General features: G+C 72.2%; 28 protein-coding genes and 1 riboswitch. Of the genes, 14 read left to right on the top strand and 14 right to left on the bottom strand.

Annotation, left to right across the window (positions count from 1 at the left end; translation table 11 throughout):
* The first annotated feature begins 84 nt into the window (after positions 1 to 84).
* Both IF09_RS0123355 and IF09_RS0123350 read left to right on the top strand, forming a co-directional pair.
* The gene (locus tag IF09_RS0123355) at positions 85 to 393 is read left to right on the top strand and encodes a hypothetical protein (protein ID WP_030298760.1); all 309 of its coding nucleotides are present in this window, start codon (positions 85 to 87) and stop codon (positions 391 to 393) included.
* Positions 394 to 608: 215 nt separating this feature from the next.
* Positions 609 to 1,088, top strand: coding sequence for a GNAT family N-acetyltransferase (locus tag IF09_RS0123350; protein ID WP_030298758.1), 480 nt, complete (start codon positions 609 to 611; stop codon positions 1,086 to 1,088).
* Between the two features lie 49 nt (positions 1,089 to 1,137).
* On the opposite strand, the gene IF09_RS0123345 is transcribed toward IF09_RS0123350, so the two are convergent.
* Positions 1,138 to 1,641 (bottom strand): FBP domain-containing protein, encoded by a 504-nt coding sequence (locus tag IF09_RS0123345; protein ID WP_030298757.1) that lies wholly within the window; start codon positions 1,639 to 1,641, stop codon positions 1,138 to 1,140.
* Positions 1,642 to 1,809: 168 nt separating this feature from the next.
* Between IF09_RS0123345 and IF09_RS0123340 the strand changes: the two genes are divergently transcribed.
* A complete protein-coding gene (locus IF09_RS0123340) occupies positions 1,810 to 2,493 on the top strand; it encodes a pentapeptide repeat-containing protein (RefSeq protein ID WP_030298755.1) in 684 nt (227 codons plus the stop codon).
* Between the two features lie 166 nt (positions 2,494 to 2,659).
* On the opposite strand, the gene IF09_RS0123335 is transcribed toward IF09_RS0123340, so the two are convergent.
* The 4 genes from IF09_RS0123335 to IF09_RS0123320 form a co-directional block, all read right to left on the bottom strand.
* Complete coding sequence (locus IF09_RS0123335) at positions 2,660 to 3,163, bottom strand: hypothetical protein (RefSeq protein ID WP_030298753.1); 504 nt, start codon at positions 3,161 to 3,163, stop codon at positions 2,660 to 2,662.
* Between the two features lie 83 nt (positions 3,164 to 3,246).
* On the bottom strand, positions 3,247 to 3,453 hold the full coding sequence (locus tag IF09_RS47995; RefSeq protein WP_106975117.1) for a hypothetical protein: 207 nt from the start codon (positions 3,451 to 3,453) through the stop codon (positions 3,247 to 3,249).
* A 37-nt stretch (positions 3,454 to 3,490) separates the two neighbouring features.
* Complete coding sequence (locus IF09_RS0123325; RefSeq protein ID WP_030298751.1) at positions 3,491 to 4,129, bottom strand: response regulator; 639 nt, start codon at positions 4,127 to 4,129, stop codon at positions 3,491 to 3,493.
* Positions 4,126 to 5,349: a sensor histidine kinase gene (locus IF09_RS0123320; protein WP_418953070.1), complete on the bottom strand. Its 1,224-nt coding sequence runs from the start codon at positions 5,347 to 5,349 to the stop codon at positions 4,126 to 4,128. Before IF09_RS0123320 ends, IF09_RS0123325 begins: the two co-directional genes overlap by 4 nt.
* Positions 5,350 to 5,632: 283 nt before the next feature.
* Between IF09_RS0123320 and IF09_RS0123315 the strand changes: the two genes are divergently transcribed.
* Together IF09_RS0123315 and IF09_RS0123310 are read left to right on the top strand one after the other, a co-directional pair.
* On the top strand, positions 5,633 to 6,190 hold the full coding sequence (locus tag IF09_RS0123315; protein WP_030298748.1) for a GlcG/HbpS family heme-binding protein: 558 nt from the start codon (positions 5,633 to 5,635) through the stop codon (positions 6,188 to 6,190).
* 35 nt (positions 6,191 to 6,225) lie between these two features.
* Positions 6,226 to 7,644 (top strand): M1 family metallopeptidase, encoded by a 1,419-nt coding sequence (locus IF09_RS0123310; RefSeq protein ID WP_030298747.1) that lies wholly within the window; start codon positions 6,226 to 6,228, stop codon positions 7,642 to 7,644.
* A gap of 16 nt (positions 7,645 to 7,660) precedes the next feature.
* On the opposite strand, the gene IF09_RS0123305 is transcribed toward IF09_RS0123310, so the two are convergent.
* Positions 7,661 to 8,176: a GNAT family N-acetyltransferase gene (locus IF09_RS0123305; protein ID WP_030298746.1), complete on the bottom strand. Its 516-nt coding sequence runs from the start codon at positions 8,174 to 8,176 to the stop codon at positions 7,661 to 7,663.
* A gap of 128 nt (positions 8,177 to 8,304) precedes the next feature.
* Positions 8,305 to 8,880: a TerD family protein gene (locus tag IF09_RS0123300; protein WP_030298742.1), complete on the bottom strand. Its 576-nt coding sequence runs from the start codon at positions 8,878 to 8,880 to the stop codon at positions 8,305 to 8,307.
* Positions 8,881 to 9,051: 171 nt separating this feature from the next.
* Here IF09_RS0123300 and arfB point away from each other — a divergent pair, with 171 nt between their 5' ends.
* Positions 9,052 to 9,486, top strand: a complete 435-nt coding sequence (arfB, locus tag IF09_RS0123295; RefSeq protein ID WP_078613396.1) for an alternative ribosome rescue aminoacyl-tRNA hydrolase ArfB — start codon at positions 9,052 to 9,054, stop codon at positions 9,484 to 9,486.
* 13 nt (positions 9,487 to 9,499) lie between these two features.
* On the opposite strand, the gene IF09_RS0123290 is transcribed toward arfB, so the two are convergent.
* Positions 9,500 to 10,045, bottom strand: a complete 546-nt coding sequence (locus IF09_RS0123290) for a flavin reductase family protein (protein ID WP_051832751.1) — start codon at positions 10,043 to 10,045, stop codon at positions 9,500 to 9,502.
* A gap of 327 nt (positions 10,046 to 10,372) precedes the next feature.
* On the opposite strand from IF09_RS0123290, the gene cdgB reads away from it, so the two are divergent.
* Together cdgB and IF09_RS0123280 are read left to right on the top strand one after the other, a co-directional pair.
* Entirely contained in the window at positions 10,373 to 12,103 is a 1,731-nt protein-coding gene (gene cdgB / locus IF09_RS0123285) for a diguanylate cyclase CdgB (RefSeq protein WP_030298737.1), read from the top strand.
* A 68-nt stretch (positions 12,104 to 12,171) separates the two neighbouring features.
* Positions 12,172 to 13,206: a CBM35 domain-containing protein gene (locus tag IF09_RS0123280; protein WP_030298731.1), complete on the top strand. Its 1,035-nt coding sequence runs from the start codon at positions 12,172 to 12,174 to the stop codon at positions 13,204 to 13,206.
* Positions 13,207 to 13,322: 116 nt separating this feature from the next.
* Here the strand turns inward: IF09_RS0123280 and IF09_RS0123275 are convergent, their stop codons facing one another.
* The 4 genes from IF09_RS0123275 to IF09_RS0123260 all read right to left on the bottom strand — a co-directional run bounded on the left by IF09_RS0123275 (position 13,323) and on the right by IF09_RS0123260 (position 16,985).
* On the bottom strand, positions 13,323 to 13,778 hold the full coding sequence (locus IF09_RS0123275; RefSeq protein ID WP_030298729.1) for a hypothetical protein: 456 nt from the start codon (positions 13,776 to 13,778) through the stop codon (positions 13,323 to 13,325).
* A 109-nt stretch (positions 13,779 to 13,887) separates the two neighbouring features.
* On the bottom strand, positions 13,888 to 14,808 hold the full coding sequence (locus IF09_RS0123270; RefSeq protein WP_030298727.1) for a 1-phosphofructokinase family hexose kinase: 921 nt from the start codon (positions 14,806 to 14,808) through the stop codon (positions 13,888 to 13,890).
* Between the two features lie 93 nt (positions 14,809 to 14,901).
* A complete protein-coding gene (gene nagA / locus IF09_RS0123265; RefSeq protein WP_030298725.1) occupies positions 14,902 to 16,053 on the bottom strand; it encodes an N-acetylglucosamine-6-phosphate deacetylase in 1,152 nt (383 codons plus the stop codon).
* Positions 16,053 to 16,985: an ROK family protein gene (locus IF09_RS0123260; protein ID WP_030298723.1), complete on the bottom strand. Its 933-nt coding sequence runs from the start codon at positions 16,983 to 16,985 to the stop codon at positions 16,053 to 16,055. The genes nagA and IF09_RS0123260 overlap by 1 nt, the downstream gene beginning before the upstream one ends.
* 210 nt (positions 16,986 to 17,195) lie before the next feature.
* Between IF09_RS0123260 and IF09_RS0123255 the strand changes: the two genes are divergently transcribed.
* The 3 genes from IF09_RS0123255 (at position 17,196) to otsB (ending at position 19,722) form a co-directional block, all read left to right on the top strand.
* On the top strand, positions 17,196 to 18,497 hold the full coding sequence (locus IF09_RS0123255; protein ID WP_030298722.1) for an extracellular solute-binding protein: 1,302 nt from the start codon (positions 17,196 to 17,198) through the stop codon (positions 18,495 to 18,497).
* A 56-nt stretch (positions 18,498 to 18,553) separates the two neighbouring features.
* Positions 18,554 to 18,790, top strand: coding sequence for a DUF3263 domain-containing protein (locus tag IF09_RS0123250; protein WP_030298721.1), 237 nt, complete (start codon positions 18,554 to 18,556; stop codon positions 18,788 to 18,790).
* A gap of 68 nt (positions 18,791 to 18,858) precedes the next feature.
* On the top strand, positions 18,859 to 19,722 hold the full coding sequence (otsB, locus tag IF09_RS0123245) for a trehalose-phosphatase (RefSeq protein WP_030298720.1): 864 nt from the start codon (positions 18,859 to 18,861) through the stop codon (positions 19,720 to 19,722).
* Positions 19,723 to 19,814: 92 nt separating this feature from the next.
* Here otsB and IF09_RS0123240 read toward each other — a convergent pair whose 3' ends face one another.
* The gene (locus IF09_RS0123240) at positions 19,815 to 21,275 is read right to left on the bottom strand and encodes an alpha,alpha-trehalose-phosphate synthase (UDP-forming) (RefSeq protein ID WP_030298718.1); all 1,461 of its coding nucleotides are present in this window, start codon (positions 21,273 to 21,275) and stop codon (positions 19,815 to 19,817) included.
* A gap of 45 nt (positions 21,276 to 21,320) precedes the next feature.
* Positions 21,321 to 22,271 (bottom strand): glucosyl-3-phosphoglycerate synthase, encoded by a 951-nt coding sequence (locus IF09_RS0123235; RefSeq protein WP_030298716.1) that lies wholly within the window; start codon positions 22,269 to 22,271, stop codon positions 21,321 to 21,323.
* A 197-nt stretch (positions 22,272 to 22,468) separates the two neighbouring features.
* Positions 22,469 to 22,618, top strand: a riboswitch (SAM riboswitch).
* Positions 22,619 to 22,635: 17 nt separating this feature from the next.
* Between IF09_RS0123235 and thrC the strand changes: the two genes are divergently transcribed.
* From thrC to IF09_RS0123220, 3 genes are all read left to right on the top strand, one after another.
* Positions 22,636 to 23,910 (top strand): threonine synthase, encoded by a 1,275-nt coding sequence (thrC, locus tag IF09_RS0123230; RefSeq protein ID WP_030298714.1) that lies wholly within the window; start codon positions 22,636 to 22,638, stop codon positions 23,908 to 23,910.
* Between the two features lie 34 nt (positions 23,911 to 23,944).
* Positions 23,945 to 24,223 carry a MoaD/ThiS family protein gene (locus tag IF09_RS0123225; RefSeq protein ID WP_030298713.1) on the top strand — a complete coding sequence of 93 codons (279 nt, stop codon included), beginning with the start codon at positions 23,945 to 23,947 and terminating at the stop codon, positions 24,221 to 24,223.
* 383 nt (positions 24,224 to 24,606) lie between these two features.
* On the top strand, positions 24,607 to 24,810 hold the full coding sequence (locus IF09_RS0123220; RefSeq protein WP_005315736.1) for a cold-shock protein: 204 nt from the start codon (positions 24,607 to 24,609) through the stop codon (positions 24,808 to 24,810).
* Positions 24,811 to 24,942: the final 132 nt, after the last annotated feature.

Here is a 24,942-nt window from a genome sequence, read left to right as displayed (position 1 = left end):
TGGTTGGTGTGGGGGGGGGGGGGGGGTTCGTAGGGTGCCGGGGGGCTATCCCGGTTCTGAGAGGTTTGGCTGGTGGAGGTGAGTGTGGAGTATCCGCCGGCGACCGCGGACGCGGTGCCGGGGCTGCGCGGGGAGCCGTTCGACCGGACGGTGGCGGAGCAGGCGTACAAGGGGTGGGCCGGCGAGGCGGAGAAGGCCTTCGAGACGACGGGGGCGCAGGGGACGCGGTGCTGGTGGACGGGCGGGGCGGTCGGGGCGAAGGACGGGGCGCTGTTCGACGCGGCGGCGATCGCGGAGGCGCTGAAGGGCGTCGGGATCTGCGGCGCCGCAGCAGGGGCCCGTGGTGGGGATCGCGGAGGGGCCGGTCCGGGCGCAGACCGCGTACAACGGTGACGCGGGGCGGGAGTTCGTCGCCGGGCTGCCCGCGCGGGCGGCGGACTTCCTGGAGCGGTGGGAGCTGCGGCGCACCGGGCCGGGGATGCACGGGGTGACCGCATGGGTGTTGCCGGTGTCGAGCGGGCGGACGGGTCGGCGAGGGGCAACTGGCGGTGGCGGAGGTTCTGCTGGGCCGGCGGTGACGGGTGGTTCGGGCCTTCTAGGCTGACGGCATGATCCGTAGCGCTGTTGTCGAAGACGTCCCCGTCATCCACGCCATGATCCGGGAGCTGGCGGAGTACGAGAAGGTGCCGCACGAGGCGCGGGCCACGCAGGAGCAGTTGCGGGAGGCGCTGTTCGGGGCGCGGCCCGCGGCGTTCGCGCACATCGCGGAGACGCAGGACGGGGAGGCCGTCGGGTTCGCGGTGTGGTTCCTGAACTTCTCGACGTGGCGCGGGGTGCACGGGATCTACCTGGAGGACCTGTACGTGCGGCCGGGCGTGCGCGGTGGCGGCCACGGGAAGGCGCTGCTGGCGGAGCTGGCGCGGATCTGTGTGGAGCGCGGGTACGAGCGGCTCGAGTGGGCGGTGTTGAAGTGGAACGAGCCGACGATCGCGTTCTACGAGGCCTTGGGTGCGCGGCCGCAGGACGAGTGGTCGGTGTACCGGCTGACGGACGAGGCGTTGACGAAGCTGGGCTCGGCGCAGGGCTGAGGCGGCTGCGCCGAGCCGGTGGTGTGCGTGTGGGTGCGCGCGTGCGCCGTCAGCCGGTGATCTTGGCGGTGAAGGCGTCGAGGTTGGTGCGGGCGCGGTCGATCTTCTCGGGGAGGGTGAGGGTCTCCTCGTAGCGGCCGGCGCGCAGCTTGGGCTGTCGCTTGCCCCGGATGTAGAGGGAGCAGGCGAGGTCGGCGCAGACGTAGATGCCGACCGTGTTGCCCTCGCGGCCGCGGGCCCCGGCGAGGGGGGCGACGAGGAGGGAGACGCCGGAGGCGGCGTGGCCGGTGAGGCAGATCTGGCAGACGCTGGACTTGAGGGCGCTCGTGCGGCTGGTGCCGGGGACGCGCAGGGTGATGCCGACGGGGGAGCCGTCGCTGTCCTGGCGCACGAGGTGGGCGCGGAGCGGGGCGCCGGGGTCCACCCAGCCGAGGAAGTCGAGGTCTTCCCAGGGGAGTTCGCCGAAGTCCAGGGGGAGTTTGAGGCGTGCTGCCTCGCCCTTGGTGCAATTCACGAAGGACGAACGGATCTGTTTCTCGGTGAGCGGGTCCACGTCGGGGGACGGTACGTGGGGGTACGGACTGCTGTCATCCGATATTACCGGCGGGTCGGGGGCTCCTTCAGGGTTGGAACGAGGAGGACGTTGCCGGTGGTGGCGCGGGTTTCGAGGTACCGGCGGCCGGCGGCAGCCGTTGTCAGTGGGGCGGGGGACGATGGGGGGATGGCGCGCAAGGGGCAGCAGGGGCAGCGGGAGACGGTGATGGCGGCGCGGCGGCCGGAGGTGCGGCTGCCGGAGCTGAGTGCATGGGCGGGCGGTGAGCTGGAGCCGGACGGGGACTACGACGGGCTGGAGTTCGCGGACCTGGACCTGGGCGGACAGGAGGGCGTCGGGGCCCGGTTCATGGACTGCGCGGTGCGGCGGTGCGCGCTGGACGAGACGGGGCTGGCGAAGGCGCGGATCCTGGACTCGGTGCTGGACGGCGTCCGGGGGGTGGGGACGGACCTGTCGGGGGCCTCGCTGCGGGACGTGGAGCTGGTGGAGGCGCGTCTGGGTGGAGTGCAGCTGCATGGTGCGGTGCTGGAGCGGGTGGTGGTCCGCGGGGGCAAGATCGACTACCTGAACCTGCGGAAGGCGCGGCTCAAGGACGTGGTGTTCGACGGGTGCGTGCTGGTGGAGGCGGACTTCGGGGGCGCGGTGCTGGAGCGGGTGGAGTTCCGCGGGTGTGCGCTGCGGGCGGTGGATTTCACGGGGGCGCGGATGGCGGACGTGGATCTGCGGGGGGCCGCGGAGCTGGACATTGCGCGGGGGGTGGATGCGCTGTCCGGGGCGGTGATCAGCCCGTCCCAGCTCCTCGACCTGGCCCCGGCGCTGGCTGCGCAGCTGGGCCTGCGGGTCGTGTCGTAGCCCGCGGCTGCCGTCGGCCGGCGGCCGGATGCGGCGGGGCACGGCCTGCCAGGTGCGGCTGCGGGCTGGGCGGGGCTGCGGGTGTGCCGCTGTGCGGGGCCGTTCCCTGCCCGCCCTTCCCCTTCCCCGGCTCCGCCCGGACCCGCCGGAGCCCGGGCTGCGCCCTCTAGGCCGGGACGCGGGGGAAGCGGGACTGGAGGGTCCAGATGGTGGGGTTGTCGGCCAGGGTGTCGTGCATGTCGGTCAGGTCCGCGATCAGGTCGTGCAGGAAGTCGCGGGCCTCGCGGCGCAGGAGGCGGTGGCTGAAGGTCAGGGGTTCCTCCTCCGACGGCATCCAGTCGGCCTCGATGTCGACCCAGCCGAAGCGGCGTTCGAACAGCATCCGGTCGGTGGACTCGGTGAAGTCGAGCTCGGCGTACTGGCGGTTGGAGGAGCGGCTGCCGCGCGGGTCCTGGTCGAGCTGCTCGACGATGTCGCAGAGCGCCCAGGCGAAGTCCAGTACGGGCACCCATCCCCAGGCTGTGGACACTTCCCGGTCCTTGGCGGTGTCGGCGAGGTAGACGTCCCCGCAGAACAGGTCGTGGCGCAGGGAGTGGACATCCGCCGAGCGGTAGTCGGTCTGCGGGGGGTCCGGGAAGCGCCGGGAGAGGGAGTAGCCGATGTCGAGCACGTACCCGATGGTGTCACGGGTGCGGCCCGATGGTGTTATCGGTGCGTGCGCGGCCGTCCCCCCCGGCGGTCGGCGGTGCGCCGTCAGCGGACGTTGACGGCCGTCCAGGCGGCGGCGACGCGGCCGTACTCGATGCTGCCCGGGCCGTAGAGGCCGGCGGCGGCCATGAGGGTGGCGGTGCGAGGCTCCTTCGCGGTGGCCGGGATGGCGGCGCGAGTGAGCGTGACAGGGGTTCCCGGCCGGGTTGTCCGAACCGCCCCCGCCGGGTGTCCGGAACCCGACGCCGCCACGGTACGGAGCGGGGGCGCCGTCAGGGACCGAGCCCCGTCACGGCAGCAGGCGCTGCTCCTTGGCCACCGAGACCGCTCCCGCGCGCGTGTCCACGCCGAGCTTGTCGTAGATGCGGCCCAGGTGGGTCTTCACCGTGGCCTCGCTGATGAACAGGGCCCGGGCGATGTCGCGGTTGCCCAGCCCCCGCGCCAGCTGGCCCAGGATGTCCAGCTCGCGGTCGGTCAGCGTCGGGCGGGAGCCCCGCATCGCGGCCATCACGCGGCTCGCCACCGGCGGGGAGAGCGTCGTGCGGCCCGCCGCCGCCGAGTGGATCGCGGAGAACAGCTCCTCCGGGCGCTCCGCCTTCAGCAGGTAGCCCGTGGCGCCCGCCGCGATGGCGCGGGTGACGTCCGCGTCCGTGTCGTACGTCGTGAGGACCAGGACGTGCGGGGGGTCGGTCACCGCCGTGATGCGGCGGGTGGCCTCCACCCCGTCGATGCCCTCGCCCAGCTGGAGGTCCATCAGCACCACGTCGGGGCGCAGCTTCGCCGCCAGGGCCACCGCCTCCTCGCCGCTGCCTGCCTCGCCCAGGACCTCGATGTCCGGCGCGCTGCCCAGCAGCGCCAGCAGGCCGGCGCGGACCACCGCGTGGTCGTCGCAGAGCAGGATCGTCGTCGGGCCGGTTCCAGTCGTCATCCGGTGGGCTCCAGGGGGATGGCCGCGGAGAGGACCGTGCCCTCGCCGGGGGTGGATTCGAGGGTCAGGGTGCCGCCGAGCTGGCGGACGCGGGCGCGCATCGCGGGGAGCCCGTGGCCGCGGTCGCCGGCCGCCCCGCGCGTACCCGGCCGCTGCTCGGCGAAGCCCTCGCCGTCGTCCGCGACGTCCAGGACCACCTGGTCGCCGAGGAAGCTCAAGGTCAGGGCCGCGGTCCGGGCGTGCGCGTGCTCGCGGACGTTCGCCAGCGCCCCCTGCGCTATCCGCAGCAGCGCCGACTGGACGCGGTCGGGGAGCGGGGCGGGCGTGCCCTCCAGGTGGAAGCGGACCTCGATGTCCGGGCCCGCGTCGAGCACGCGCAGCGCGTCCGCGAGGCCGCCGCCCCCTTCGAGCTCCGGCGGGGCCAGGTCGTGGACCAGCCGCCGCGCCTCCGCCAGCCCGCGCGCCGCGATGCCGGTGGCGGTACGGACGTGCGCGCGGGCGGCGGCCGGGTCGCTGTCCCAGGTGCGGTCCGCGGCCTGGAGCAGCATCTGCTGGCTGGACAGGTGCTGTGCGAGCGTGTCGTGGATCTCCATCGACAGCCGCTGCCGCTCGGCGAGTGTGCCCTCGCGGCGCTCGGTGGCGGCCAGTTCGCGGCGGGTGCGGATCAGGTCGCCGATCAGCGCACGCTGGGACTCGGCCTGGCGCTCCATGTGGACGAAGACGGCGGTGGCGAGGGCGGCGATCGCGGGCGGGGCCAGCAGGAGGTTCGGGTCGAACTCCTTGGAGAGCTTGAGCTGGGCCGCCACCACGAACACGGTCAGCAGGGCCACGAGGACGATCGCCGCGCGGGGCGGCAGGGTGCGCAAGGCGGTGAAGAAGAGGGGGACGGCGCACCAGGCGAAACTGGGCGCGAGGACGACCAGGACCACCCAGGTCGCCACCACCAGCCCGAGCCAGATCAGCCGCCGCACGGTGGGCGCGGCCCCGAGCGCGGGGCCGAGTACGTACAGCAGGGCCAGCACGATGCTGAGCGCGATGATCCACGGGGTGCTGGGCGAGCCGGGGTGGCGCAGCAGGAAGCGGGCCACGGAGGCGCCGAGGAGCAGGAAGAACGCCGTGTGCATGACGGTCGCCAGGGCGCGCGTGTCGGCCTTGCCCGGCGTGCAGGGCCCGCCGGGCGTCCCCGGCGCCGGTGGCGGGGTGCGGCTGACGTGGCTCACGGCGGGCTCCCGGGTCGGTGTCTGGCTCCTCCATCGTGCCTGGTCGTACGCGATGGCGCCGACCAGCCAATCCGTACTCGTACCGGGTCCGCATCGACCGATCGGCTGACCCCGGGGTCAACCGGTGCGGCAGCCGTCGCGAGCCGGTACGGGGACCGGTGGGCACCGGGTGCGGGCCCAGGCTTGGAGCAGCAGAACGAGCCGACGCACCCGGTCGGCGCCGATGCCCCACACCGATGCCCGACGCCGACGCACCCGGCCGATGCACCCAGGAGCAGCAGACATGAACACCCGCACCCGCGTTCTCACCGGTACCGCCCTCGCCGTCGCGCTCGGCGCCGGTACCTTCGGCGCGGTCAGCGCCAGCGCCGCGCAGACCGGGACCGTCCCGGCCGTCGCAGCCGCCAAGAAGGACGGCCAGCCGGCCGACAAGAACTTCACCACCACGACCCACCTCACCATCGACGCCGCCACCCGCGCCGCCCAGGCCGCGCTCGAGGCCGCGCAGAAGGAGAACCAGAAGGTGACGGTCGCGGTCGTGGACCGAAACGGCAACACCATCGTCACCCTGCGCGGCGACGGCGCGGGCCCGCAGTCCTACGAGTCGGCGCAGCGCAAGGCCTACACCGCCGTGTCCTGGAACGCCCCGACCTCGGTGCTCGCGGGCCGTCTCGCCCAGGCCCCGAACCTGAAGGACATCCCCGGCACCCTCTTCCTCGGCGGCGGTACCCCGGTCCAGGCGAACGGCGCCCCGGTCGCGGGCATCGGCGTGGCCGGCGCCCCGAGCGGCGACCTGGACGAGAAGTTCGCCAAGGCCGGCGCCGACGCCCTGGCCGAGTAGGCCTCGGTGCCACCCTCCCGATCTAGGATCGGCGGGTGGAACACCGTCGCGCTCTCCCCCGCCTCGCCGCCCCTGCCGCCGCCGCTGCCGTCCTGCTCGCCCTCACCACGGCGTGTACGGCCGGCACGGTGCAGGGGCGGCCGGGTGCGTCCGGGCTGCGCGACCCGTACTTCCCCAAGGCCGGCAACGGCGGCTACCAGATCGAGCACTACGACCTGGACCTCGACTACGACCCCGCCGACGGGGAGTTGAACGCCACCGCCGTCATCACCGCCCGCGCGGAGCAGGGGCTCAGCTCCTTCAACCTCGACCTGAGCGGCCTGGAGGTCGAGGGCGTCACCGTGCAGGGCGAGGGCGCGCGGTTCAACCGGACCGGCCGGGAGCTGACGGTGCGTCCGGCCGAGGACCTCAAGGAGGGCGAGGTCTTCCGCACGGAGATCGACTACCGCGGCAAGCCGAAGCCCATCACCGATGCGGACGGCGCCGAGGAGGGCTGGATCACCACCGCGGACGGCGCCGTCGGGGTCGGCGAGCCGATCGGGTCGATGGCCTGGTTCCCCGGGAACCACCACCCCAGCGACAAGGCCACGTACGACATCACCCTCACCGTCCCCAAGGGCTACGAGGCGGTGTCCAACGGCGAGTTGAAGTCCCGCACCGACACCGCCGACGGGCGGACCGAATTCGCGTGGCACAGCCCGGAGCCGATGGCGAGCTACCTGGCCACCGCCGCGATCGGCAAGTTCAAGGTGACCACCGGGCGGACCCCGTCGGGGGTCGCCCTCTACGAGGCCGTCGCGCCCGAGGAAGCCGCCGCCGGCGCGCCGGCGCTGGCCCGGCTGCCGGAGATCGTGGAGTGGGGCAGCCGCCGGTTCGGCCCGTACCCCTTCGGCACCGCGGGGGCGATCGTGCTGCCGGCCGAGACCCTCACGTACGCGCTGGAGACGCAGACCAAGCCCGTTTTCTCCGGCGCACCCGACGAGAAGCTGGTCCTGCACGAGACGGCCCACCAGTGGTTCGGCGACTCGGTGTCGCCGAAGTCCTGGAAGGACATGTGGCTCAACGAGGGCTTCGCGACCTACGCCGAGTGGCTGTGGTCCGAGGACCACGGCGGGACGACCGCGCAGCAGTACTTCGACGCGTTCCTCGCGGGCGACACCGCGGTCGACAAGGACGCCGCCACCGACTGGGACGCCTTCCCGCCCGCCGACCCGCCCAAGGCGAAGGACATCTCCGAGAATCCGGTGTACTACCGGGGCGCGATGGTGCTGCAGCGGATCCGCCAGGAGGTCGGCGACGAGAAGTTCTTCGCCCTGCTGCGCGGCTGGGCCCAGGACCACCGGTACGGGAACGCGAGTACGGCCGAGTTCACCGCGTACGCGGAGCGGACGACGGGGCACGACCTGAAGAAGGTCTGGGACGTCTGGCTGTACGGGGAGGGCCGGCCCAAGTAGGCCTTGCGCGGACGTCCTACAGGGCCTTGCGCAGCACCGTGCAGTCCCGGCCCTGCTCGCGGTCCTTGGCGCGGCGCAGGGGCGTGTAGCCCTGGGCCCGCCAGAACGCCAGGCCGGCCGGGTTGTCGTCCAGCACGGCGAGCCGTACGCCGGTGCGTCCCGCGGCGCGGAAGCGGTCCTCGACGAGGCCGGCGATGCTGCGCCCGTACCCCTGGCGGTGCGCGGTGGCGTCGACGAGCAGCAGGCCGATCCACGGGTCCGGGTCGCCGGAGGCCGGATCAGGGTGGCGGGCGAGGGTGGCGGCCAGGCCGACCAGCCGGCCGGCGGAGCGGGCCAGGAGCACCTCGGCGCCGTCGTGGGCGAGTTCATCCGCGAGGGCCGCGGCGACCTGCTCGACGGTGATGCGGCCCGGGTCGGGGAAATCGCCGCTGAGCTCGAAGAAGGCGTGGTTGGTCGCGTAGAGCGCGGCGGTCTCGGTGAGGAGCGGGCCGGGCAGGGCGCCGTCCACGGCGGCGAGCGGTTGGAGGATCACCCGCCGAACCGTAGCGAAGCCCCCTCCCCGGCCGGCCGGGGAGGGGGCTTCGGCTGCGACGGTGTCAGCCGGTCAGGCGCGAGCCGGGGCCGGCCGCGCCACGGCCGGCAGGCCGCTCGGGCTCCGGATCAGACGTTGACGCCGAAGTCCTGGGCGATGCCGGTCAGGCCGGAGGCGTAACCCTGGCCGACCGCGCGGAACTTCCACTCGGCGCCGTTGCGGTAGAGCTCGCCGAAGACCATGGCGGTCTCGGTGGCCGCGTCCTCGGAGAGGTCGTAGCGGGCGATCTCGGCGCCGCCGGCCTGGTTCACGACGCGGATGTACGCGTTGCGGACCTGGCCGAAGTTCTGGCTGCGGGCGTCGGCGTCGTAGATGGAGACCGGGAAGACGATCTTGTCCACGTCGGCCACGAGCGCGGCGAGGTTGACGTTGATGGACTCGTCGTCGCCGGAGCCCTCGCCGGTCCGGTTGTCACCGGTGTGGACGATGCTCTGGTCCGGGGTGGACTTGTTGTTGAAGAAGACGAAGTGACCGTCGGAGACGACCTTGCCCATCGCATTGACCGCGATGGCGGAGGCGTCCAGGTCGAAGTCGACACCGGTCGTCGTACGGACGTCCCAGCCGAGGCCGACCGTGACGGCGCTGAGGCCGGGGGCCTCCTTCGTGAGCGAGACGTTGCCGCCCTTGGACAGGCTTACTGCCATTTTGACTGGTGTCCCTTCCTCGTCGCATGGCCGCGAGATTGTGGCCAAGGTACCGCTGACCTTCATAACGCGGGGAGGGGGGCCGTAGGTTCCACTCCGGGATTTCCCCGCGGAATCCCCCACCATTCAGCCGCGGAAATACGGGTGACGGGCACCGTGCGGGACGGGATCATAGGGGGCATGCCTGGTCCCTATGTCATTCGCGGTTCGGTCGTGCTCCCCGAGGCGGAGCTCGCCTGGCGCTTCTCGCGATCCTCCGGGCCGGGTGGGCAGCACGTCAACACCTCGGACTCGCGCGTGGAGCTGCTGTTCGACGTGGCGGCCACGAAGGCGCTGCCGGACGTGTGGAAGGAGCGGGCGCTGGAGCGGCTCGCGGCCCGGCTGGTGGACGGGGTGCTGACCGTACGGGCCTCCGAGCACCGGTCGCAGTTCCGCAACCGGGAGATGGCGCTGGTCCGGATGGCGTCCGTGCTCGCGGAGGCCACCGCCCCGCCGCCCAAGGCGCGCCGCGCGACGAAGATCCCGCGGGGGATCAACGAACGCCGCCTCCGGGAGAAGAAGGCCCGGGCGCAGACCAAGCGCGGCCGCACCGGCCGCGACTGGTAACGCTGCCGGAGCCTCAGCCCGCCAGGTGCCGGTAGCGGCCGCGGAAGTAGGTCAGCGGCGGGGAGTCGGGGGACGGGAGCGCAGAGGTGAGGACGCGGCCGATGACCAGGGTGTGGTCGCCGGCCTCGACGCGGTTCTCCGTACGGCATTCGAGGGTGGCCAGGGCGCCCGTCAGCAGCGGCGCCCCCGAGACCTCGCCGCGCCCGTAGGGCAGGTCCGCGAAGAGCAGCCGGTCGCTGATGCGGTTCTTCATCGAGAAGCGGCTCGCGACCTGCACCTGGTGGTCGGCGAGGACCGAGACGGCCCACAGGGGCTGCTCCGCCAGCAGGTCGTCCATCCGGGAGCCCTCGCGCAGGCTCACGAGGACCAGCGGCGGGTCCAGGGACACGGACATGAAGGCGGTGGCCGTCATGCCGACGTCCTCGCCGCCCGGGCCGTCCGGCGTCAGCGGGTTCTCGTGTGCGGTGATCAGGCACACGCCCGCCGCCAGGCGGGACATCGCGGCCCGGAACTCGTCGTTGCTCACGCCCTCAGGATGAAGGGTGGAGGCGATCGGCATGGGTACGGGGGTCGTCTTCGGCACGCCCAGAACGCTAGTCTCGCCCTCCCGTGCCGCACATCGGGCCCGAGTCCGAGCCGCGTCCCCGCCCCTTGGCCTAGGCCCGGGCGTATCGTTTGCTCCCGGGAATGCAGGGGAGCGCTTCCAGGCGACGCCCGCCCCACCGCTCACCTTTATTCATCTCATGTGACTTGAGTCACAGAGGGCAAGATTTGTTGACCCTGTGTACCTGGCGCACAGCTCACTGTGATTCAGTGGACGGGACACCGCAACGAAACGCCGATGACAAACCTGGAGTTGCTGTCGAGGTCTCGGGGAGAGCGAGCAATGGAGACCGAGTCGGAGCCGTACGTCCGTCTTGCGACCCTGCGGCAGCTTCACCAGGTGGTGGCCGAGCTCAATACGGCCAGGAGCCTGGCGGACACCCTGCAGACCGTCGTGGACGGCATCGTCGTGGGCCTCGGCTACCAGCTCGCCTGTGTCAACCTCGTACGCCCTGACGGGGATCTCGTCGTCGCCGCGTTCGCCGGCGACCCCGCCGCAGAAGCCCTCATCACCGGCCGCGTCGGCTCCCGCGCCTCCTGGGAGCGCCGTCTGACGATGGGGGAGAGCTGGGACGGGCTCCGCTTCATCCCGCACACCGAGGGCTGGGTCCTGCTCGAGGACGACGTGCCCCAGTGGCACACGGACGGCCCCGATCCGCGCTTCGAGGACGAGTGGCACCCCGAGGACCGGCTCTACGCGCCCATGTATGCGTCCGGCGGGGAACTTCTGGGTGTCATTTCGGTGGACAGACCGCGCAATGGGCGCCGCCCCGGCGCGTGGGGGCGCGAAGCGCTCCAGATGTACGCCTTCCAAGCCGCGATTGCGATCAGCAACGCACGGCTGCGGGCGAACATGCAGCGGGCCCTGGTCCGGCTGGAGCGTGAACAGCAGGCGCTGCGCGCGAGCGAGGAGTCGTTCCGGCAGGCCTTCGAGTACGCCCCCAGCGGCATGGCGATCGCCGAGATGGGCGGTGACCAGCACGGGCGGCTGCTGCGGACCAACGACGCGCTGTGCCGGCTGCTGGGCCGGCCCGCCTCCGTACTGCGCCGGTACTCCTTCTCAGACCTGGTCCACCCCGAGGACATCGGGACCCTGCTGCGCACCTCCGCCGAGGGCGGCCGGGCCGAGCTGCGGCTCGGGCGGCGCGACGGCACGTACGTATGGGTGTCGCTGCGCAACTCCGTCGTCGCGGACGCCGCCGACGGGCCGCGGTTCCTGCTCACGCACGTCGAGGACATCGAGGAGCGCAAGCGCCACGAGCTCCAGCTCGCCCACCGGGCCAGCCACGACTCGCTGACGGGCCTCCCGAACAGCGCCGAGCTGCGCGCCCGCCTCGGCGCGCGGCTGTGCCGCAGGCCCCAGTCGGTCCGGGCCACCGCCGTGGAGGCGCTCGACGCGGCCTACGAGGGGCACGGTGTCGGCGGGGGGCTCCCGGCGGGTGGTGGCGGCGGTGAGCACGGCTTTCAGCCCGACGCCTTTCCCGAGCCCTTCGAGTTCCCCGGCGCGCCCGCGGCGCCGGGGGCCCCTGGCGCCCCCGGCACACCCGGCGCGGGGGCGGGCCCGTACGACCACCACGTGCACACGGTGGCGCCCGCGACGGACATCGACGACGGGACGAAGGGGCTCGCGGTGCTCTTCTGCGACCTCGACGGGTTCAAGTCGATCAACGACCGGTTCGGGCACCACACGGGCGACGCGGTCCTGATCGAGGTGGCCAGGCGGTTGACGACGGGCGTCAGGGACGGTGACACCGTCGCTCGGCTGGGTGGTGACGAATTCGTCGTCCTCGCGGACGGACTGGGCGCCGCCGACGCAGCCGACCTGGCCGTCCGGCTGCGCAACGCGATCATCCCGCCGATCCGGGTGGACGGCCGTGCGGTCCGTGTGGGCGCGAGTTTCGGCATCGGCTGGGCCAGCTGCGGCATGTCGGCGGACGAGGTGCTGCGCTCGGCCGACCAGCGGATGTACATCGAGAAAAGGTCCCGTTCCAAGGCGCACCGCCGGGCCGGATGAGGCGATCGGCCGCCCGTGGGTGCACGTGTTCGGGGTAGGCTCCCGTGGGTTGAAAGGAGTGACCTGCGATGACGACGCCCGCGAACCACGGCTCGAACAGTGGGGCGAACCAGCCCGAGGACGACGACCCGTTCGGCTATCTCTACGCGGACGGCCAGGCCGCCGGAGCCACCCCGCCCGCGCAGGGCGGTGGATACGGTTACCCCGGCCCGACGGTCGGTGGTCAGCCCGGCGTACAGCCCGGTGTCCCCCGTACCTCGTACAACCAGGTGCGCACGGTCGGTGAGCGGACGTACGGCGGCCAGCGCGGCGCCCAGGTTCCGCCGCAGCAGCAGCCGCCGGCCTACCAGGCGCAGTACCAGGCCCCGGAAGCCCTCCAGGCGGGCGGCTACGGGGTTCCGCCGCAGCAGGGGCAGGCCACGGCGTCGATCCCCGCGCCGGGCGGCCACGGGGGCCACGGCGGAGGCGGCGGTTCCAGCCGCAAGGGCATGCTCATCGCAGCGGTCGCGGTGGTCGCGGCGGTCGCGATCGGCATCGGTGCGGCCGTGGCCTTCGGCGACAAGGACAAGGACAAGAACGGCAAGGGCAACACGGCGGGCGGCCAGCAGTCCGCGCAGCCGCAGAACTCGCCGTCGGCGCAGCCGAGCCCCTCGGACTCCCCGCAGGCCCCGCTGCCCAAGGCGGACGCCTCCGGCGCAGGCATGTCCCTCACGGGCGGCGCGCATCTGGAGGCCGCCATCCCGGGCGCGAAGAGCGCGGGCGGCCAGTACGTGGGCGGCTTCAACACCCCCGGTGCGGCGCTGACCTGGACGGTGGACGTTCCGGCGGCCGGGGACTACACGCTGTTCGTGAACTACGGGGTTCCCGGCAAGGACGCGAAGGCGACCCTCACGGTCAACGGGCAGAGCCCGAACCAGTCCCTGAACCTGGCGAACTTCGCCAAGGCCGAACCCGGAGCCTGGGACAAGGGCTGGCAGCGCACGTACGCGTGGATCACCCTCAAGAAGGGCACGAACACGATGAAGATCTCGTGCGAGCCCGGCAACCAGTGCGAGGCGGTCTTCGACCAGCTCGACCTGGGCCAGGGGCACATCAAGCGCTGACCGCCGGTCGGCCTCCGGTGCCCGGCGGTCCGGCCACCGGTCGCCACCCTCGGCAGGAGACGAGTCCGGCCCACCGCGCGGGCGGCAGGCCGGACTTCGTCGTTCTGGGCGACCTTCTAGCCGCAGTGGACCCAGCCGCTGTCGCCGCGCTGCGTGCCCGCCGCGAAGGAGCCGCTCCACACGCCCGTCACGAAGCCGTCGACCTTGACGCACGCGCCGCGGGCGTTGACGTAGACCGGGCCCGCGTACTGCTCGTAGGCCCGCTGGCCGTCGGAGTCGACCGCGCCGTTGCTGGCCCTCAGGGTGATGCCCATGCCGTCGGTGATGATGAACTCGGCGTCGCGGCGCAGGATCGCGCAGTTCTTGCCGGTGGACTTGTTGTAGTAGAGGAACAGGACGCCGGAGCCGGTGGCGCCCGCGTGGTCGCCGAGCGGGTAGGCGTCCTGCTGGTAGTAGCCCGCGCCGCAGGAGCCGCCGGAGACCGTCTGGGCCTGGGCGGGGGCCGCGGCCAGAGTGGACACGGCCACCACCCCGGTGACGGTGGCGAGCGTGTTGCGGACGATTCGCTTCATGTGGTGCGGCCTCGCATCGTGATCAAGATCAACTAGAAAGATGATCTTAACCGGGCCCGATCCCGGGCTTGCACCGCCGGAAGCTCCGTCAGGAGCGCGGGGCGTGCGGTCAGTTGCCGGCGGTGACGCGGATGGCGTGCCGGAGCTCCTCGTACGTGTGGGGGTCGAAGTCGCCTGCCGTCGGGGCGTGGACCGTGGCTGCCGAGAGGGCCACCGCCCGGGTCAGGCGGGCCGGCCAGTCCAGGCCTTCCGTGAGGGCCGACAGGAGCCCCGCCACCGCGGAGTCGCCGGCTCCCGTCGGGTTGCCCGACAGGGCGCGGGGCGGGGCCGCCTGCCAGGTGCCCTGGGCGGTGGCCGCCAGCAGCCCGCCCGGGCCGAGCGAGGTGACCACGGCGTGCGCGCCGCGGCGGCGGGCGTCGCGGGTGGCCTGCAGCGGCTCGCGGGAGCCGGTCAGCTCGGCGAGTTCGGCGGCGTTCGGCTTGATCATCTCCGGGCGGGCGGCGATCCCGCGGCGCAGGGCCTCGCCGCTGGTGTCCAGGAGGACCGGGACCCCGGCCGCACGGGCGGCCCGTACGAGCACCGCGTACGCACCCACCGGTACGCCCGGCGGGAGGCTGCCGCACAGGGCGACCGCGCCGGCACCGGCCAGCAGGGCCTCGTAGCGGGCGAGGAACTCCGCCCACTCCGCGGAACTGATCAGCGGACCCGGCTCGTTGAACTGCGTGGTGTCGCCCGAGGCCTCGTCGACGACGGCCAGGGTGCGCCGGGTGGTGCCCGCGCAGGGCACCAGAGCGTCCGTCACCTGCGGCGAAGCGGCAAGCAGTTCGCGTACGACGGCGCCGGTGCGGCCACCCGCGAAGCCGGTCGCGGTGACCTCGTGGCCGAGTGCGGCGAGCACGCGCGCGACGTTGAGGCCCTTGCCGCCGGGTCTCTCGGTCACGGCGGTGACCCGGTGCGTGGTGTGCGCGATCAGCTTCGGCACGTGGTGGGTGACGTCGAGTGCGGTGTTGAGCGTCACGGTCAGGATCATGGCAGGCCCCGGTCTCGGTGTGTGCCGGGATCATGCCAAACAGCAGTACGGGCGGCCCAGTCCCGCGGGCCGCCCGCTGCCTCCCATACCCGCTCAGACCAGCGGATCCACGATCCATTCGCCGCGCCGCATGACGCCCTTGAGGGCGAACTCCGCGTCCAGGACGACGAGGTCGGCGTACTTGCCCGGCTCCAGCGAGCCGACCTCGTCGTACAGGCCGATCAGCTTGGCGGGGTTCACGGAGATCGCCTGGACCACGGACTCGACGGGCAGCTTGTCCAGGGTCACCGACCGCTTGAACGCGGTGTCCAGGGTCAGCGTGGAGCCGGCGATCGAACCGCCCTCGACGAGGCGGGCCACGCCCTCCTTGACCTCGACCTCCAGCGGCCCGAGGTGGTAGATCCCGTCGCCGAAGCCCGCCGCGTCCATCGCGTCGGTGATCAGTGCCACGCGGTGCGCGCCCGCGTGGTGGAAGGCCAGCTCCAGCATCGCCGGGTGCAGGTGGGTGCCGTCGTTGATCAGCTCGACGGTGACGCGCTCGTCCTCGAGCAGCGCGGCGATCGGGCCGGGGGCGCGGTGCTCCATGCCGGGCATCGCGTTGTACAGGTGGGTGGCCACGGTCGCGCCCGCGTCGATGGCCTGGCACGTCTGGTCGTACGTGGAGTCGGTGTGGCCGATCGCGGCGATGACCCCGTGCTCGGCCAGCAGCCGTACGGAGTCCAGCCCGCCCGGGAGTTCGGTGGCGAGGGTGAACATGCGGGCGGCGCCGTGCGCGGCGTCGATCAGTTTGCGGACCTCGGCCGGGTCGGGGTCGCGCAGCAGCTCCTCCTTGTGCGCGCCCTTGCGGCAGGCGTTGATGAACGGGCCCTCGAAGTGGATGCCCGCGATCTCGCCCTGCTGGGTCAGCTCGGCGAGCAGCCCTGCGCGGCGGGCCAGTTCGTCCAGGTCACCGGTGACGGTGGAGGCGACGAGCGTGGTGGTGCCGTGCTCGCGGTGGGTCCGTACGCCCTTGAGGACCTCCTCGGCGGTGCCGGAGGTGAAGGAGGCGCCGCCTCCGCCGTGGTTGTGCATGTCCACGAAGCCGGGGACGATCCAGTGCCCGGAGAGGTCGACGGTCCTCGCGCCCTCGCCTGCGCTGCCGGCGATGCGCTCGCCGTCGACGATGACGCGGCCGTCCGCCACGGTCCCGGTGGGCAGCACCACCCTGGCGCCGGAGAGAACGGTGCTGTGTGCGCTTCCGGACATCAGGCAGGTACCTCCGTGGCGAGTAGGTCCCAGGCGAGCAGCCCTGCGCCCAGGCATCCGGCGGTGTCCCCGAGGGCCGCCGGAACGATGTCGGGGAGCCGCTGGAACGTCACGCGCTCCTCGACGGCCTTCCGTAGTGGTGTGAACAAGGTTTCTCCCGCCTCGGCGAGCCCGCCACCGATGATCAGCGTGCGCGGGTCCAGCAGGGTGATCGCGGTGACCAGGCCGTCGGCGAGGGCGTCGACGGCTGCCTGCCACACCTCGCCGGCGCGCGCGTCGCCGGACTCGACGGCCTTGGCGCAGTCCGCGGCGTCCGCGGCGGGGTCGCCGGAGGCGCTCGCCCAGGCGCGGCTGACGGCGGACGCGGAGGCGAGCGTCTCCAGGCACCCGTACTGGCCGCAGCCGCAGGCGGGGCCGCCGGGCCGGACCACGATGTGGCCGATCTCGCCCGCGTAGCCGTGGGCGCCGGCCTCGATGCGGCCGGCGATGCCGATGGCGCCGGCGATGCCGGTGCCGAGGGGGACGAACAGGAAGCGGTCGGCGCCGCGGCCCGCGCCGATGCGGCCTTCGGCGAGTCCGCCCGTGCGCACGTCGTGGCCCAGGGCCACCGGGAGGGAGCCGAGCCGTCTGCTGAGCAGCTCGCGCATCGGTACGTCGCGCCAGCCCAGGTTCGCGGCGTAGACGGCGATCCCGTTCTCGGCGTCGACGATGCCGGGGACGGCGACGCCGGCCGCGGAAGCGGGCACGCCGAAGCGCTCGCGGCCGAGCCCGGACAGCTCGGCGGCGAACTCCAGGATCGTCTCGACGACGGCGTCGGGGCCCCGGTCGCGACCGGTGGCGCGGCGTGCTTCGTGGAGCAGGGTGCCGTCGTCGGCGATGAGGGCGGCCTTCATCCCGGTGCCGCCCACATCGAGGGCGATGACGTGCTTCACGGCGTGTTTCACGGGTTTCACAGGTGACAGTCTCGCGTGCTCGTCGGGGAAAGGTCTAGTCCATTGGAAGGGATTGTTGAGCTGCCATACAAATTCACGGCCTCGGCCGGGCCGCGAACCGTCGCGGCGCGCTCCCGGATGTGGACGAGCCGCCAAAGTGGTGTAGACCTTACGTGGATCGTACGTACAACAAGGGGTGGATCGAGAACTGTGAAGGGCCGTTACCTGAGCCTGGCCGCGACCGGCGCCGCGCTGGGCCTGACCGCCGTGGCGCTGAGCGGCTGCGGAGCCGTGGGAAGCCTCACCGGGGACAACGAGGTGACCCTGCGGGTCGTGGCGGCCGACTACGGGGACAATCCGCAGAACTCCTCGTCGGGGTACTGGAAGGACCTCGCCGCCGGCTTCGAGAAGGAGCACCCCGGCGTCAAGGTCGAGGTCAGCGTCTACTCCTGGTCCGAGGTCGACGCCAAGGTCGCGGAGATGGTCAAGGCGGGCAAGGCCCCCGACGTCGCCCAGATCGGCGCCTACGCGGACTACGCGGCCGCCGGCAAGCTGTACACGGCGGACGAGCTGCTCTCCGTCACCACCGAGGCCGACTTCCTGGCGCCGCTCGCGGACGCGGGCAAGGTCAGGCGCATCCAGTACGGCATGCCGTTCGTGGCCAGCACCCGCCTGCTCTTCTACAACGAGAAGCTGCTGAGCGACGCCGGGGTCATCCCGAAGGACGCCAAGGGCGGCTGGCAGCCCAAGAGCTGGGCCGACCTGGAGGCCGCCGCGAAGAAGCTCAAGGCCGCGGGCGTGGCGACCCCCTTCGCGCTGCCGCTGGGCCGCGAGGAGGCACAGGCCGAATCGATGATGTGGATGCTCTCCGGCGGTGGCGGCTACACCGACAACGAGGAGGCGTACTCGATCGACTCCCCGGAGAACGTCAAGACGTTCGAGTTCCTGCGCGACAAGATGGTCGGCCAGGGTCTGACCGGGGCCGCGGAACCGGCGAAGACGGACCGGCAGGCCGCGTTCGACGCCTTCGCGCGGGGCGAGGTCGGCATGCTCAACGGCCACCCCACGCTGATCAAGCAGGCGGGGGAGAAGGGCGTGAAGTTCGGCATGGTGGCCATGCCGACCGCCGACGGGACCGAGCACCCGGCGATGGGCGTCGCGGACTGGGTGATGGCCTTCAAGAACGGCCACCGCAAGGAGTCCGGGAAGTTCCTGGACTACCTGTACGAGGCGAAGAACGTGACGGCCTTCACCACCAAGTACGACCTGCTGCCGGTCACGACGAGCGGCTACCGGGCGATGGACGCCAGTACGGGCGGGTCGGCCGTGCAGCTCAAGACGTTCCTGCAGGCGCTGCCGAACGCCCGGCTCTACCCGGTCGGCAAGAAGTCCTGGGCCGGGGTGAGCGAGGACGTCAAGCAGAACATCGGCAAGAGCGTGCAGCCGGGCGGGCAGCCGGCGAAGGTCCTCGAGGACATCGCGGAGGCGGCGCGCAAGGCGGACGCCCACTGAACCGGCCTGGCTTACGCCGCCCGCCGGCTGTCGGAGGGCGGCGTTAATCTGGCGGTATGACGGACGACGTGGGGCTGACGGCCACCGAGGCCGCGGTGCTCGCGTACGAGGGACGCACCTGGCCCGGGCCCGGGGCCAAGGAGCGGGCCATACGGGAAGGGCTGGGGATGACCCCGGTCCGCTACTACCAGCTGCTCAACGTGCTGATGGACGACCCGCGGGCGCTGGCCCACGCGCCCGGCACCGTCAACCGGCTGCGCCGCATGCGCGAGGCCCAGCGGGCCCGGCGCTGACGCATCGGCGCCCACGGGCCCGCCGCGCGCCATAGCCGTGGCCCGGCGGGGCCGTTAGGGTCATCCGTATGGGGAGCCGTCCGCACAGCATGCCGATGCCCGTCACCGCCGCCGGTCGGGAGGGACTCGAAGCCCTCCTCCGCGCACCCCGCCGTTCCGTGGTCGCGCTCGACTTCGACGGCACCCTCGCCGAGATCGTCGCGGACCCGGACCAGGCGCGCGCCCACGCGGGAGCCGTCGGGGCGCTGGCCGCCCTGGCCCCGGAGGTCGCCTCTGTGGCCGTGATCACCGGCCGGCCGGCGGGGGTCGCGGTCCGCTACGGGGGCTTCGCCGGTGCCGCCGGCCTGGAACACCTGGTGGTCCTCGGCCACTACGGGGCCGAGCGCTGGGACGCGGTGAGCGGCATCGTGCACACGCCGGCCGAGCACCCGGGAGTCGCCGCCGTACGGGCGGAGCTGCCCGGGTTCCTGGACGCCATCGGCGCCTGGCGCGGTACGTGGATCGAGGAGAAGGGCCGGGCGCTGGCCGTCCACACCCGGCGCGCCGAGGACCCGGAAGCGGCCTTCGCCGCGCTGCGCGAGCCGCTGGCCGAGCTGGCGGCGCGGCACGGGCTGATGGTGGAGCCGGGGCGGGCGGTGCTGGAGCTGCGCCCGCCGGGGATGGACAAGGGCGTGGCCCTGACCGAGTACCTGGCGGAGACGGGCGCGGAGGCGGTGCTGTACGCGGGGGATGATCTGGGCGACCTCGCGGCGTATGCCGCCGTCGAGAAGCTCCGTACGGACGGCATGCCGGGACTGCTGGTGGCCAGTGGCTCGGCCGAGGTTCCCGAGCTGGCCTCCCGGGCCGACCTCGTCGTGAACGGCCCGGCCGAGGTCGTCGCCTTCCTGGCCACCCTGGCCGAGGCCATCCGCTCCGCGAGCCCGACACCGTGACCGCTGCGCGGGCTCCTCTCCCGTCACCCGCCCCCGCGCCTCAAACCCCGGCGGGGCCGGCAGGGGACGACAGGCCCGCGCAGCGGTAGGGGCTACGCCTCTCGCAGAGCCGACAGCTGGGCCGTGAACCAGTCGGTCGGCGGGAGGGCGGTGGCTGCCGAAGCCAGTCGCTTCGTACGCTCCAGCCGCTCCTCGGCCGGCATCGCCAGGGCAGCGTGCAGCGCATCGGCCGTCGCCGACACGTCGTACGGGTTCACCGTCAGCGCGTCCTCGCGGAGCTCCCCGTACGCCCCCGCCCCGGTCGACAGCACCAGCACGCACCCCGCGTCCGAGACCACCGGGATCTCCTTCGCCACCAGGTTCATCCCGTCCCGCACCGGGTTCACCAGCGCCACGTCCGCCAGCCGGTACGCCGCCAGGGAGCGCGGGAAGTCGTCCTTCACCGACACCAGCACCGGCTGCCAGTCCTCCGTGCCGAACTCCTCGTTGATCTGCTCGGCCAGCTCCCGCACCGCCTCCGTGTACGACCGGTACACCGCCAGGTCCTGCCGGGACGGGTACGCCGACGCCAGGTGCACCACCCGGCCCCGCCACTCGGGGTGCACCGCCAGCAGCTCCCGGTACGCCAGCAGGCCCCGCACGATGTTCTTCGACAGCTCGGTCCGGTCCACCCGGACGATCGTCCTGCGGTCCCCGACCTCCGCCCGCAGCGCCGCCAGCTTGTCGTTCACCTCCGGCCGGTGCGCCAGGGCCCGCAGCTCGTCGCCGTCCACGCCCAGCGGGTACACGGCCACGTTCGTCCGCCGGTGCCGCACCGGGCCCCTCGTCATCTTCTCGACGTACGGCGCGTCCCTCGGGTCCACCCCTGCCGCCATCTTCGGCTCCGCGATGCCCCGCTCGTCGTCCAGCTGCGCCGCGGTCATGAAGCTGTGCGCCCACGCCCACGTGTGGAAGCCCACCTCGTCCGCCCCGAGCATGCCCCACACCAGCTGCGCCCGGACGTCGTCGGGGAGCATGTCCAGGAACTCGCGCGAGGCCCACGGGGTGTGCGTGAAGTGGCTGATCTTCAGGTCAGGCCGCAGTTCCCGCAGCTCACCCGGGACCAGTGCCAGGTGGTAGTCCTGCACGAGCACCGCCGCGCCTTCGCCGGCCTCCTGCGCCAGCGCCAGCGCGAAGGCGTGGTTGTAGGCGACGTACGAATCCCACCGCCGCCGGAACTCCGCGTCGAAGACCGGCTCGCGCGGGATGTCGTACAGATGGTGGTGCGTGAACCACAGCACCGAGTTCGCGATGCCGTTGTACGCGTCGTCGTACGTCGTGGGATCGATGTCCAGCATCCGGACGCCGGGTTCGGATACGCCTCGGCGGACCGCCTCCCGGTCCGCTTCCGACAGCGCGGCGCAGATCCACAGCGCCTCCGGCTGGCGGGCGAGGGCGGCGGAGAGGCCGGAGACGAGACCGCCCCCGCCGCGCCGGGCCGTGAGGGTGCCGTCGTCGCCGAGCTGGTAGGAGAGCGGGCCGCGGTTCGCTGCAACGAGTACCTGGGAAGCCATGCCGCGAACCTAGCCCGGGGCCTGCCTGCTCAAACGTCAGTTCCCTCACGCCACCCTGCGGCCGGAGTACTCCTTGACCCCGGCCATCGGCGGCCGCTCCTCGGTGTCCACGGCGTACGTCCGCGGCACGAACCCGTTCGGCCCGCGCTCGAACTGGGTCAGTTCCGGCCGTACGAGATGCCCCCGCGAGAGCCGCAGCTGCGCCGTGCGGTAGATCGCCGCGGCCATCCGGCCCAGCGCCTGGCCGCCCTGATGGCGGTGGAGCCGTACGCCGACGTCCACCTGGGCCAGCGCGTCCAGCCCGACGGTGTGCAGCGCATCCACCAGCAGGCCCAGCTCGACCCCGTACCCGACGGGGAAGGGCAGACGTTCCAGCAGGGCGCGGCGCACGGCGTACTCGCCGCCCAGCGGCTGGACGAAGCCGGCCAGCTGCGGCCAGTGGAGGTTGAGGAGCGGCCGGGCGACGAGCTCGGTCACCCGGCCCCCCTGGCCGGGGGAGTCCCCCAGCGGGCGGTCGTACATCGCCTTGACGAACTGCACGTCCGGCTCGGTCAGCAGCGGGCCGACGATCCCGGACACGAAGTCGGAGGAGAAGTCCCGCAGGTCGGCGTCCACGAAGCAGACGATGTCGCCGGTGGTCACCAGGAGCGAGCGCCACAGCACCTCGCCCTTGCCGTGCACGGCCGGGATCCGCGGCAGGATGTCGTCGCGGTGCACCACGTGGGCGCCGGCCTTCGCGGCCACCTCGGCGGTCCGGTCGGTGGAACCCGAGTCGACGACGACCAGTTCGTCGACCAGCGGCACCGGCAGCCCGTCGATCAGATCGCGGCGGATCACCTCGACGATGGCACCGACCGTCTCCTCCTCGTCGAGCGCGGGCAGGACGACGCTGACCGTGGTGCCTGCCGCCCGCTTGGCGGAAAGCAGCTGGTCGAGCGGTCGGTCGGCCGCGGACCAGGAGCGGTCCGCAAACCAGCGCTCCACCTCTTCCAGCACGTTCGGCACTCCCTGTTTCCTCGTTCGCCCTCGGCGGGTTTCAGCCGAAAAGTGATCCATCTCGCGGTTCGGACGGCTGTCTCAACCACCCGGACCTTCCGTTACAGTCTTGAACAACGCGAAGGACCACCGCATGCCGGGGGTCCCCGCGTACAAACGCCCGGACGCGCCATGGAGCGCGCGGCCCGGTGCCATACCGCTCATCCAGAGGGGCAGAGGGACACGGCCCGTTGAAGCCCCGGCAACCCTCCAGTCGGTTCTCGCGCTTGCTTGCAGCAGCGAGGTCCCCGGCTAGGGAAGGTGCCAATTCCGTCTCATGGCGAAGTGCGCCATGGGGAAGATGAGGAGAAAGGGCCTCGCCATCATGGCTGCACAGACTGTTGCCACCTCTGTCGATCTCGGATCTGCCACCGGCCTCTCGTGTCGTGAGTGCGGTACCCGCTTCGAGCTCGGACCCATTTTCGCCTGCGTCGAGTGCTTCGGACCTCTGGAAGTCGCCTACGACCTTCCCACCGGAGACCCGGACGCCCTGCGCGCCGCGATCGAGGCCGGCCCGAACAACATCTGGCGCTACGCCCCGCTGCTGCCCGTCCCCGCGGACGTGGCCTCCAAGCCCAGCCTGAACCCCGGCTTCACCAAGCTCGTGGACGCGGCCAACCTGGCCAAGGAGCTCGGCGTCACCGGCAAGCTGTACGTCAAGGACGACTCCGGCAACCCGACGCACTCCTTCAAGGACCGTGTCGTGGCCATCGCCGTCGAGGCCGCCCGCGCCTTCGGCTTCACCACTCTTTCCTGCTCCTCCACCGGCAACCTGGCCGGCGCCGTCGGCGCCGCGGCCGCCCGGGCCGGCTTCCGCTCCTGCGTGTTCATCCCGCACGACCTGGAGCAGGGCAAGGTCGTCATGGCCGGTGTGTACGGCGGCGACCTGGTCGGCATCGAGGGCAACTACGACGACGTCAACCGCTTCTGCTCCGAGCTCATCGGCGACCCGCTGGGCGAGGGATGGGGCTTCGTCAACGTCAACCTGCGTCCGTACTACGGCGAGGGCTCCAAGACGCTCGCGTACGAGATCTGCGAGCAGCTCGGCTGGCAGCTGCCCGACCAGATCGTGATCCCGATCGCGTCCGGCTCGCAGCTGACGAAGATCGACAAGGGTCTGCAGGAGCTGATCAAGATCGGCCTGGTCGAGGACAAGCCGTACAAGATCTTCGGCGCCCAGGCCGAGGGCTGCTCCCCGGTCTCGACCGCCTTCAAGGCCGGCCACGACGTGGTCCGCCCCCAGAAGCCGAAGACCATCGCCAAGTCGCTGGCCATCGGCAACCCGGCCGACGGCCCGTACGTCCTGGACATCGCGCGCCGCACCGGCGGCTACGTCGAGGACGTGACCGACGAGCAGGTCGTCGAGGCGATCAAGATCCTCGCGCAGACCGAGGGCATCTTCGCCGAGACCGCGGGCGGCGTGACCGTCGGCGTGACCAGGAAGCTCATCGAGAACGGGCAGCTCGACCCGGCGCTGACCACGGTGGTCCTGAACACCGGCGACGGCCTCAAGACCCTGGAGGCGGTGGCCGCCGACAGCGGGCAGACCGCCACCATCCGCCCGAGCCTGGACGCGTTCCGCGCCGCCGGCCTGGCCTGACCCCCACCCCCTGCTCCCGGAAGGCAGTAGCGCCATGAGCGTCAACGTCCGCATCCCCACCATCCTGCGCACCTACACCGGCGGCCAGGCCGAGGTCGCCGCCGAGGGCGCGACCCTCTCCGAGGTCATCGCGTCCCTGGAGGCGAACCACCCGGGCATCGCCGCGCGCGTCCTGGACGACCAGGGCAAGCTGCGCCGCTTCGTGAACGTCTACGTCAACGACGACGACGTGCGCTTCGAGGGCGGCCTGGACGCGGTGACGCCGGATGGCGCGGGCGTCTCGATCATCCCCGCCGTCGCCGGCGGCTGCTGACACGGGAAAGCCCAGAATTGCTCCTTCCGCTAAAAGCGGAGGGGGCAATTCTGCTTGGTTGGGCGCGGTAGAGTTGGGGAAGTCCCCTCCGCTGTTCTTGCCACCCGCATATGAGCGGGCCGAGTGAGGGTTGACATTGAGTCAATATGCAAGTGCGGTATGGGGCTTTGGCGAGATATGCCGGGTCCGAGTTGCCCGGCAATATGCCAAATTTTCACTCTATTTCAATGTATCCCCGTGTCCAGATTTCTCGTCGGATTGACCTGTTGCAGACAGCAGCGGTGCAGATACATTCAGCCCCGGTCGAGGCGTTCCGGCGCAAGTTCTGACCCGGGACCGCGAAGTGCGGTCCTGCGCAAGGGCCAGTAATAGGGGAGTTAGGCATGGCTCAGGGCACCGTCAAGTGGTTCAACGCGGAGAAGGGCTACGGCTTCATCGCGGTCGACGGTGGTGCGGATGTGTTCGTCCACTACAGCGCCATCCAGATGGACGGGTACCGCACCCTTGAAGAGGGTCAGCGGGTCGAGTTCGAGATCTCGCAGGGCCAGAAGGGTCCGCAGGCGGACATGGTCAAGCTCGCCGTCTAGCCCCGGCGCGATCGACCACCGACGCATACACACGAAGGGCCCGCATCCTTGAGGAGGGATGCGGGCCCTTCGTGCCGCCCGCGTGCTGCCCCCGTGCCGCCTGCCTGCCGGGCCCGTACATCGGCCCGGCGT

The sequence above is a fragment of the Streptomyces katrae genome (assembly GCF_000717655.1).
Lineage (GTDB): Bacteria > Actinomycetota > Actinomycetes > Streptomycetales > Streptomycetaceae > Streptomyces > Streptomyces katrae_B.
The sequence above is the reverse complement of the archived record's forward strand: the minus strand, read 5'-3'. Positions and strand labels throughout refer to the sequence as shown.

Excerpts from the sequence above, each read along its gene's own strand:
- IF09_RS0123350 (WP_030298758.1), top strand. The coding sequence starts at position 609 with ATGATCCGTAGCGCTGTTGTCGAAGACGTCCCCGTCATCCACGCCATG.
- IF09_RS0123340 (WP_030298755.1), top strand. The coding sequence starts at position 1,810 with ATGGCGCGCAAGGGGCAGCAGGGGCAGCGGGAGACGGTGATGGCGGCG.
- IF09_RS0123325 (WP_030298751.1), bottom strand. The coding sequence starts at position 4,129 with ATGACGACTGGAACCGGCCCGACGACGATCCTGCTCTGCGACGACCAC.
- IF09_RS0123315 (WP_030298748.1), top strand. The coding sequence starts at position 5,633 with ATGAACACCCGCACCCGCGTTCTCACCGGTACCGCCCTCGCCGTCGCG.
- IF09_RS0123300 (WP_030298742.1), bottom strand. The coding sequence starts at position 8,880 with ATGGCAGTAAGCCTGTCCAAGGGCGGCAACGTCTCGCTCACGAAGGAG.
- IF09_RS0123290 (WP_051832751.1), bottom strand. The coding sequence starts at position 10,045 with ATGCCGATCGCCTCCACCCTTCATCCTGAGGGCGTGAGCAACGACGAG.
- cdgB (WP_030298737.1), top strand. The coding sequence starts at position 10,373 with ATGGAGACCGAGTCGGAGCCGTACGTCCGTCTTGCGACCCTGCGGCAG.
- IF09_RS0123280 (WP_030298731.1), top strand. The coding sequence starts at position 12,172 with ATGACGACGCCCGCGAACCACGGCTCGAACAGTGGGGCGAACCAGCCC.
- IF09_RS0123275 (WP_030298729.1), bottom strand. The coding sequence starts at position 13,778 with ATGAAGCGAATCGTCCGCAACACGCTCGCCACCGTCACCGGGGTGGTG.
- IF09_RS0123270 (WP_030298727.1), bottom strand. The coding sequence starts at position 14,808 with ATGATCCTGACCGTGACGCTCAACACCGCACTCGACGTCACCCACCAC.
- nagA (WP_030298725.1), bottom strand. The coding sequence starts at position 16,053 with ATGTCCGGAAGCGCACACAGCACCGTTCTCTCCGGCGCCAGGGTGGTG.
- IF09_RS0123250 (WP_030298721.1), top strand. The coding sequence starts at position 18,554 with ATGACGGACGACGTGGGGCTGACGGCCACCGAGGCCGCGGTGCTCGCG.
- otsB (WP_030298720.1), top strand. The coding sequence starts at position 18,859 with ATGGGGAGCCGTCCGCACAGCATGCCGATGCCCGTCACCGCCGCCGGT.
- IF09_RS0123240 (WP_030298718.1), bottom strand. The coding sequence starts at position 21,275 with ATGGCTTCCCAGGTACTCGTTGCAGCGAACCGCGGCCCGCTCTCCTAC.
- thrC (WP_030298714.1), top strand. The coding sequence starts at position 22,636 with ATGGCTGCACAGACTGTTGCCACCTCTGTCGATCTCGGATCTGCCACC.
- IF09_RS0123225 (WP_030298713.1), top strand. The coding sequence starts at position 23,945 with ATGAGCGTCAACGTCCGCATCCCCACCATCCTGCGCACCTACACCGGC.
- IF09_RS0123220 (WP_005315736.1), top strand. The coding sequence starts at position 24,607 with ATGGCTCAGGGCACCGTCAAGTGGTTCAACGCGGAGAAGGGCTACGGC.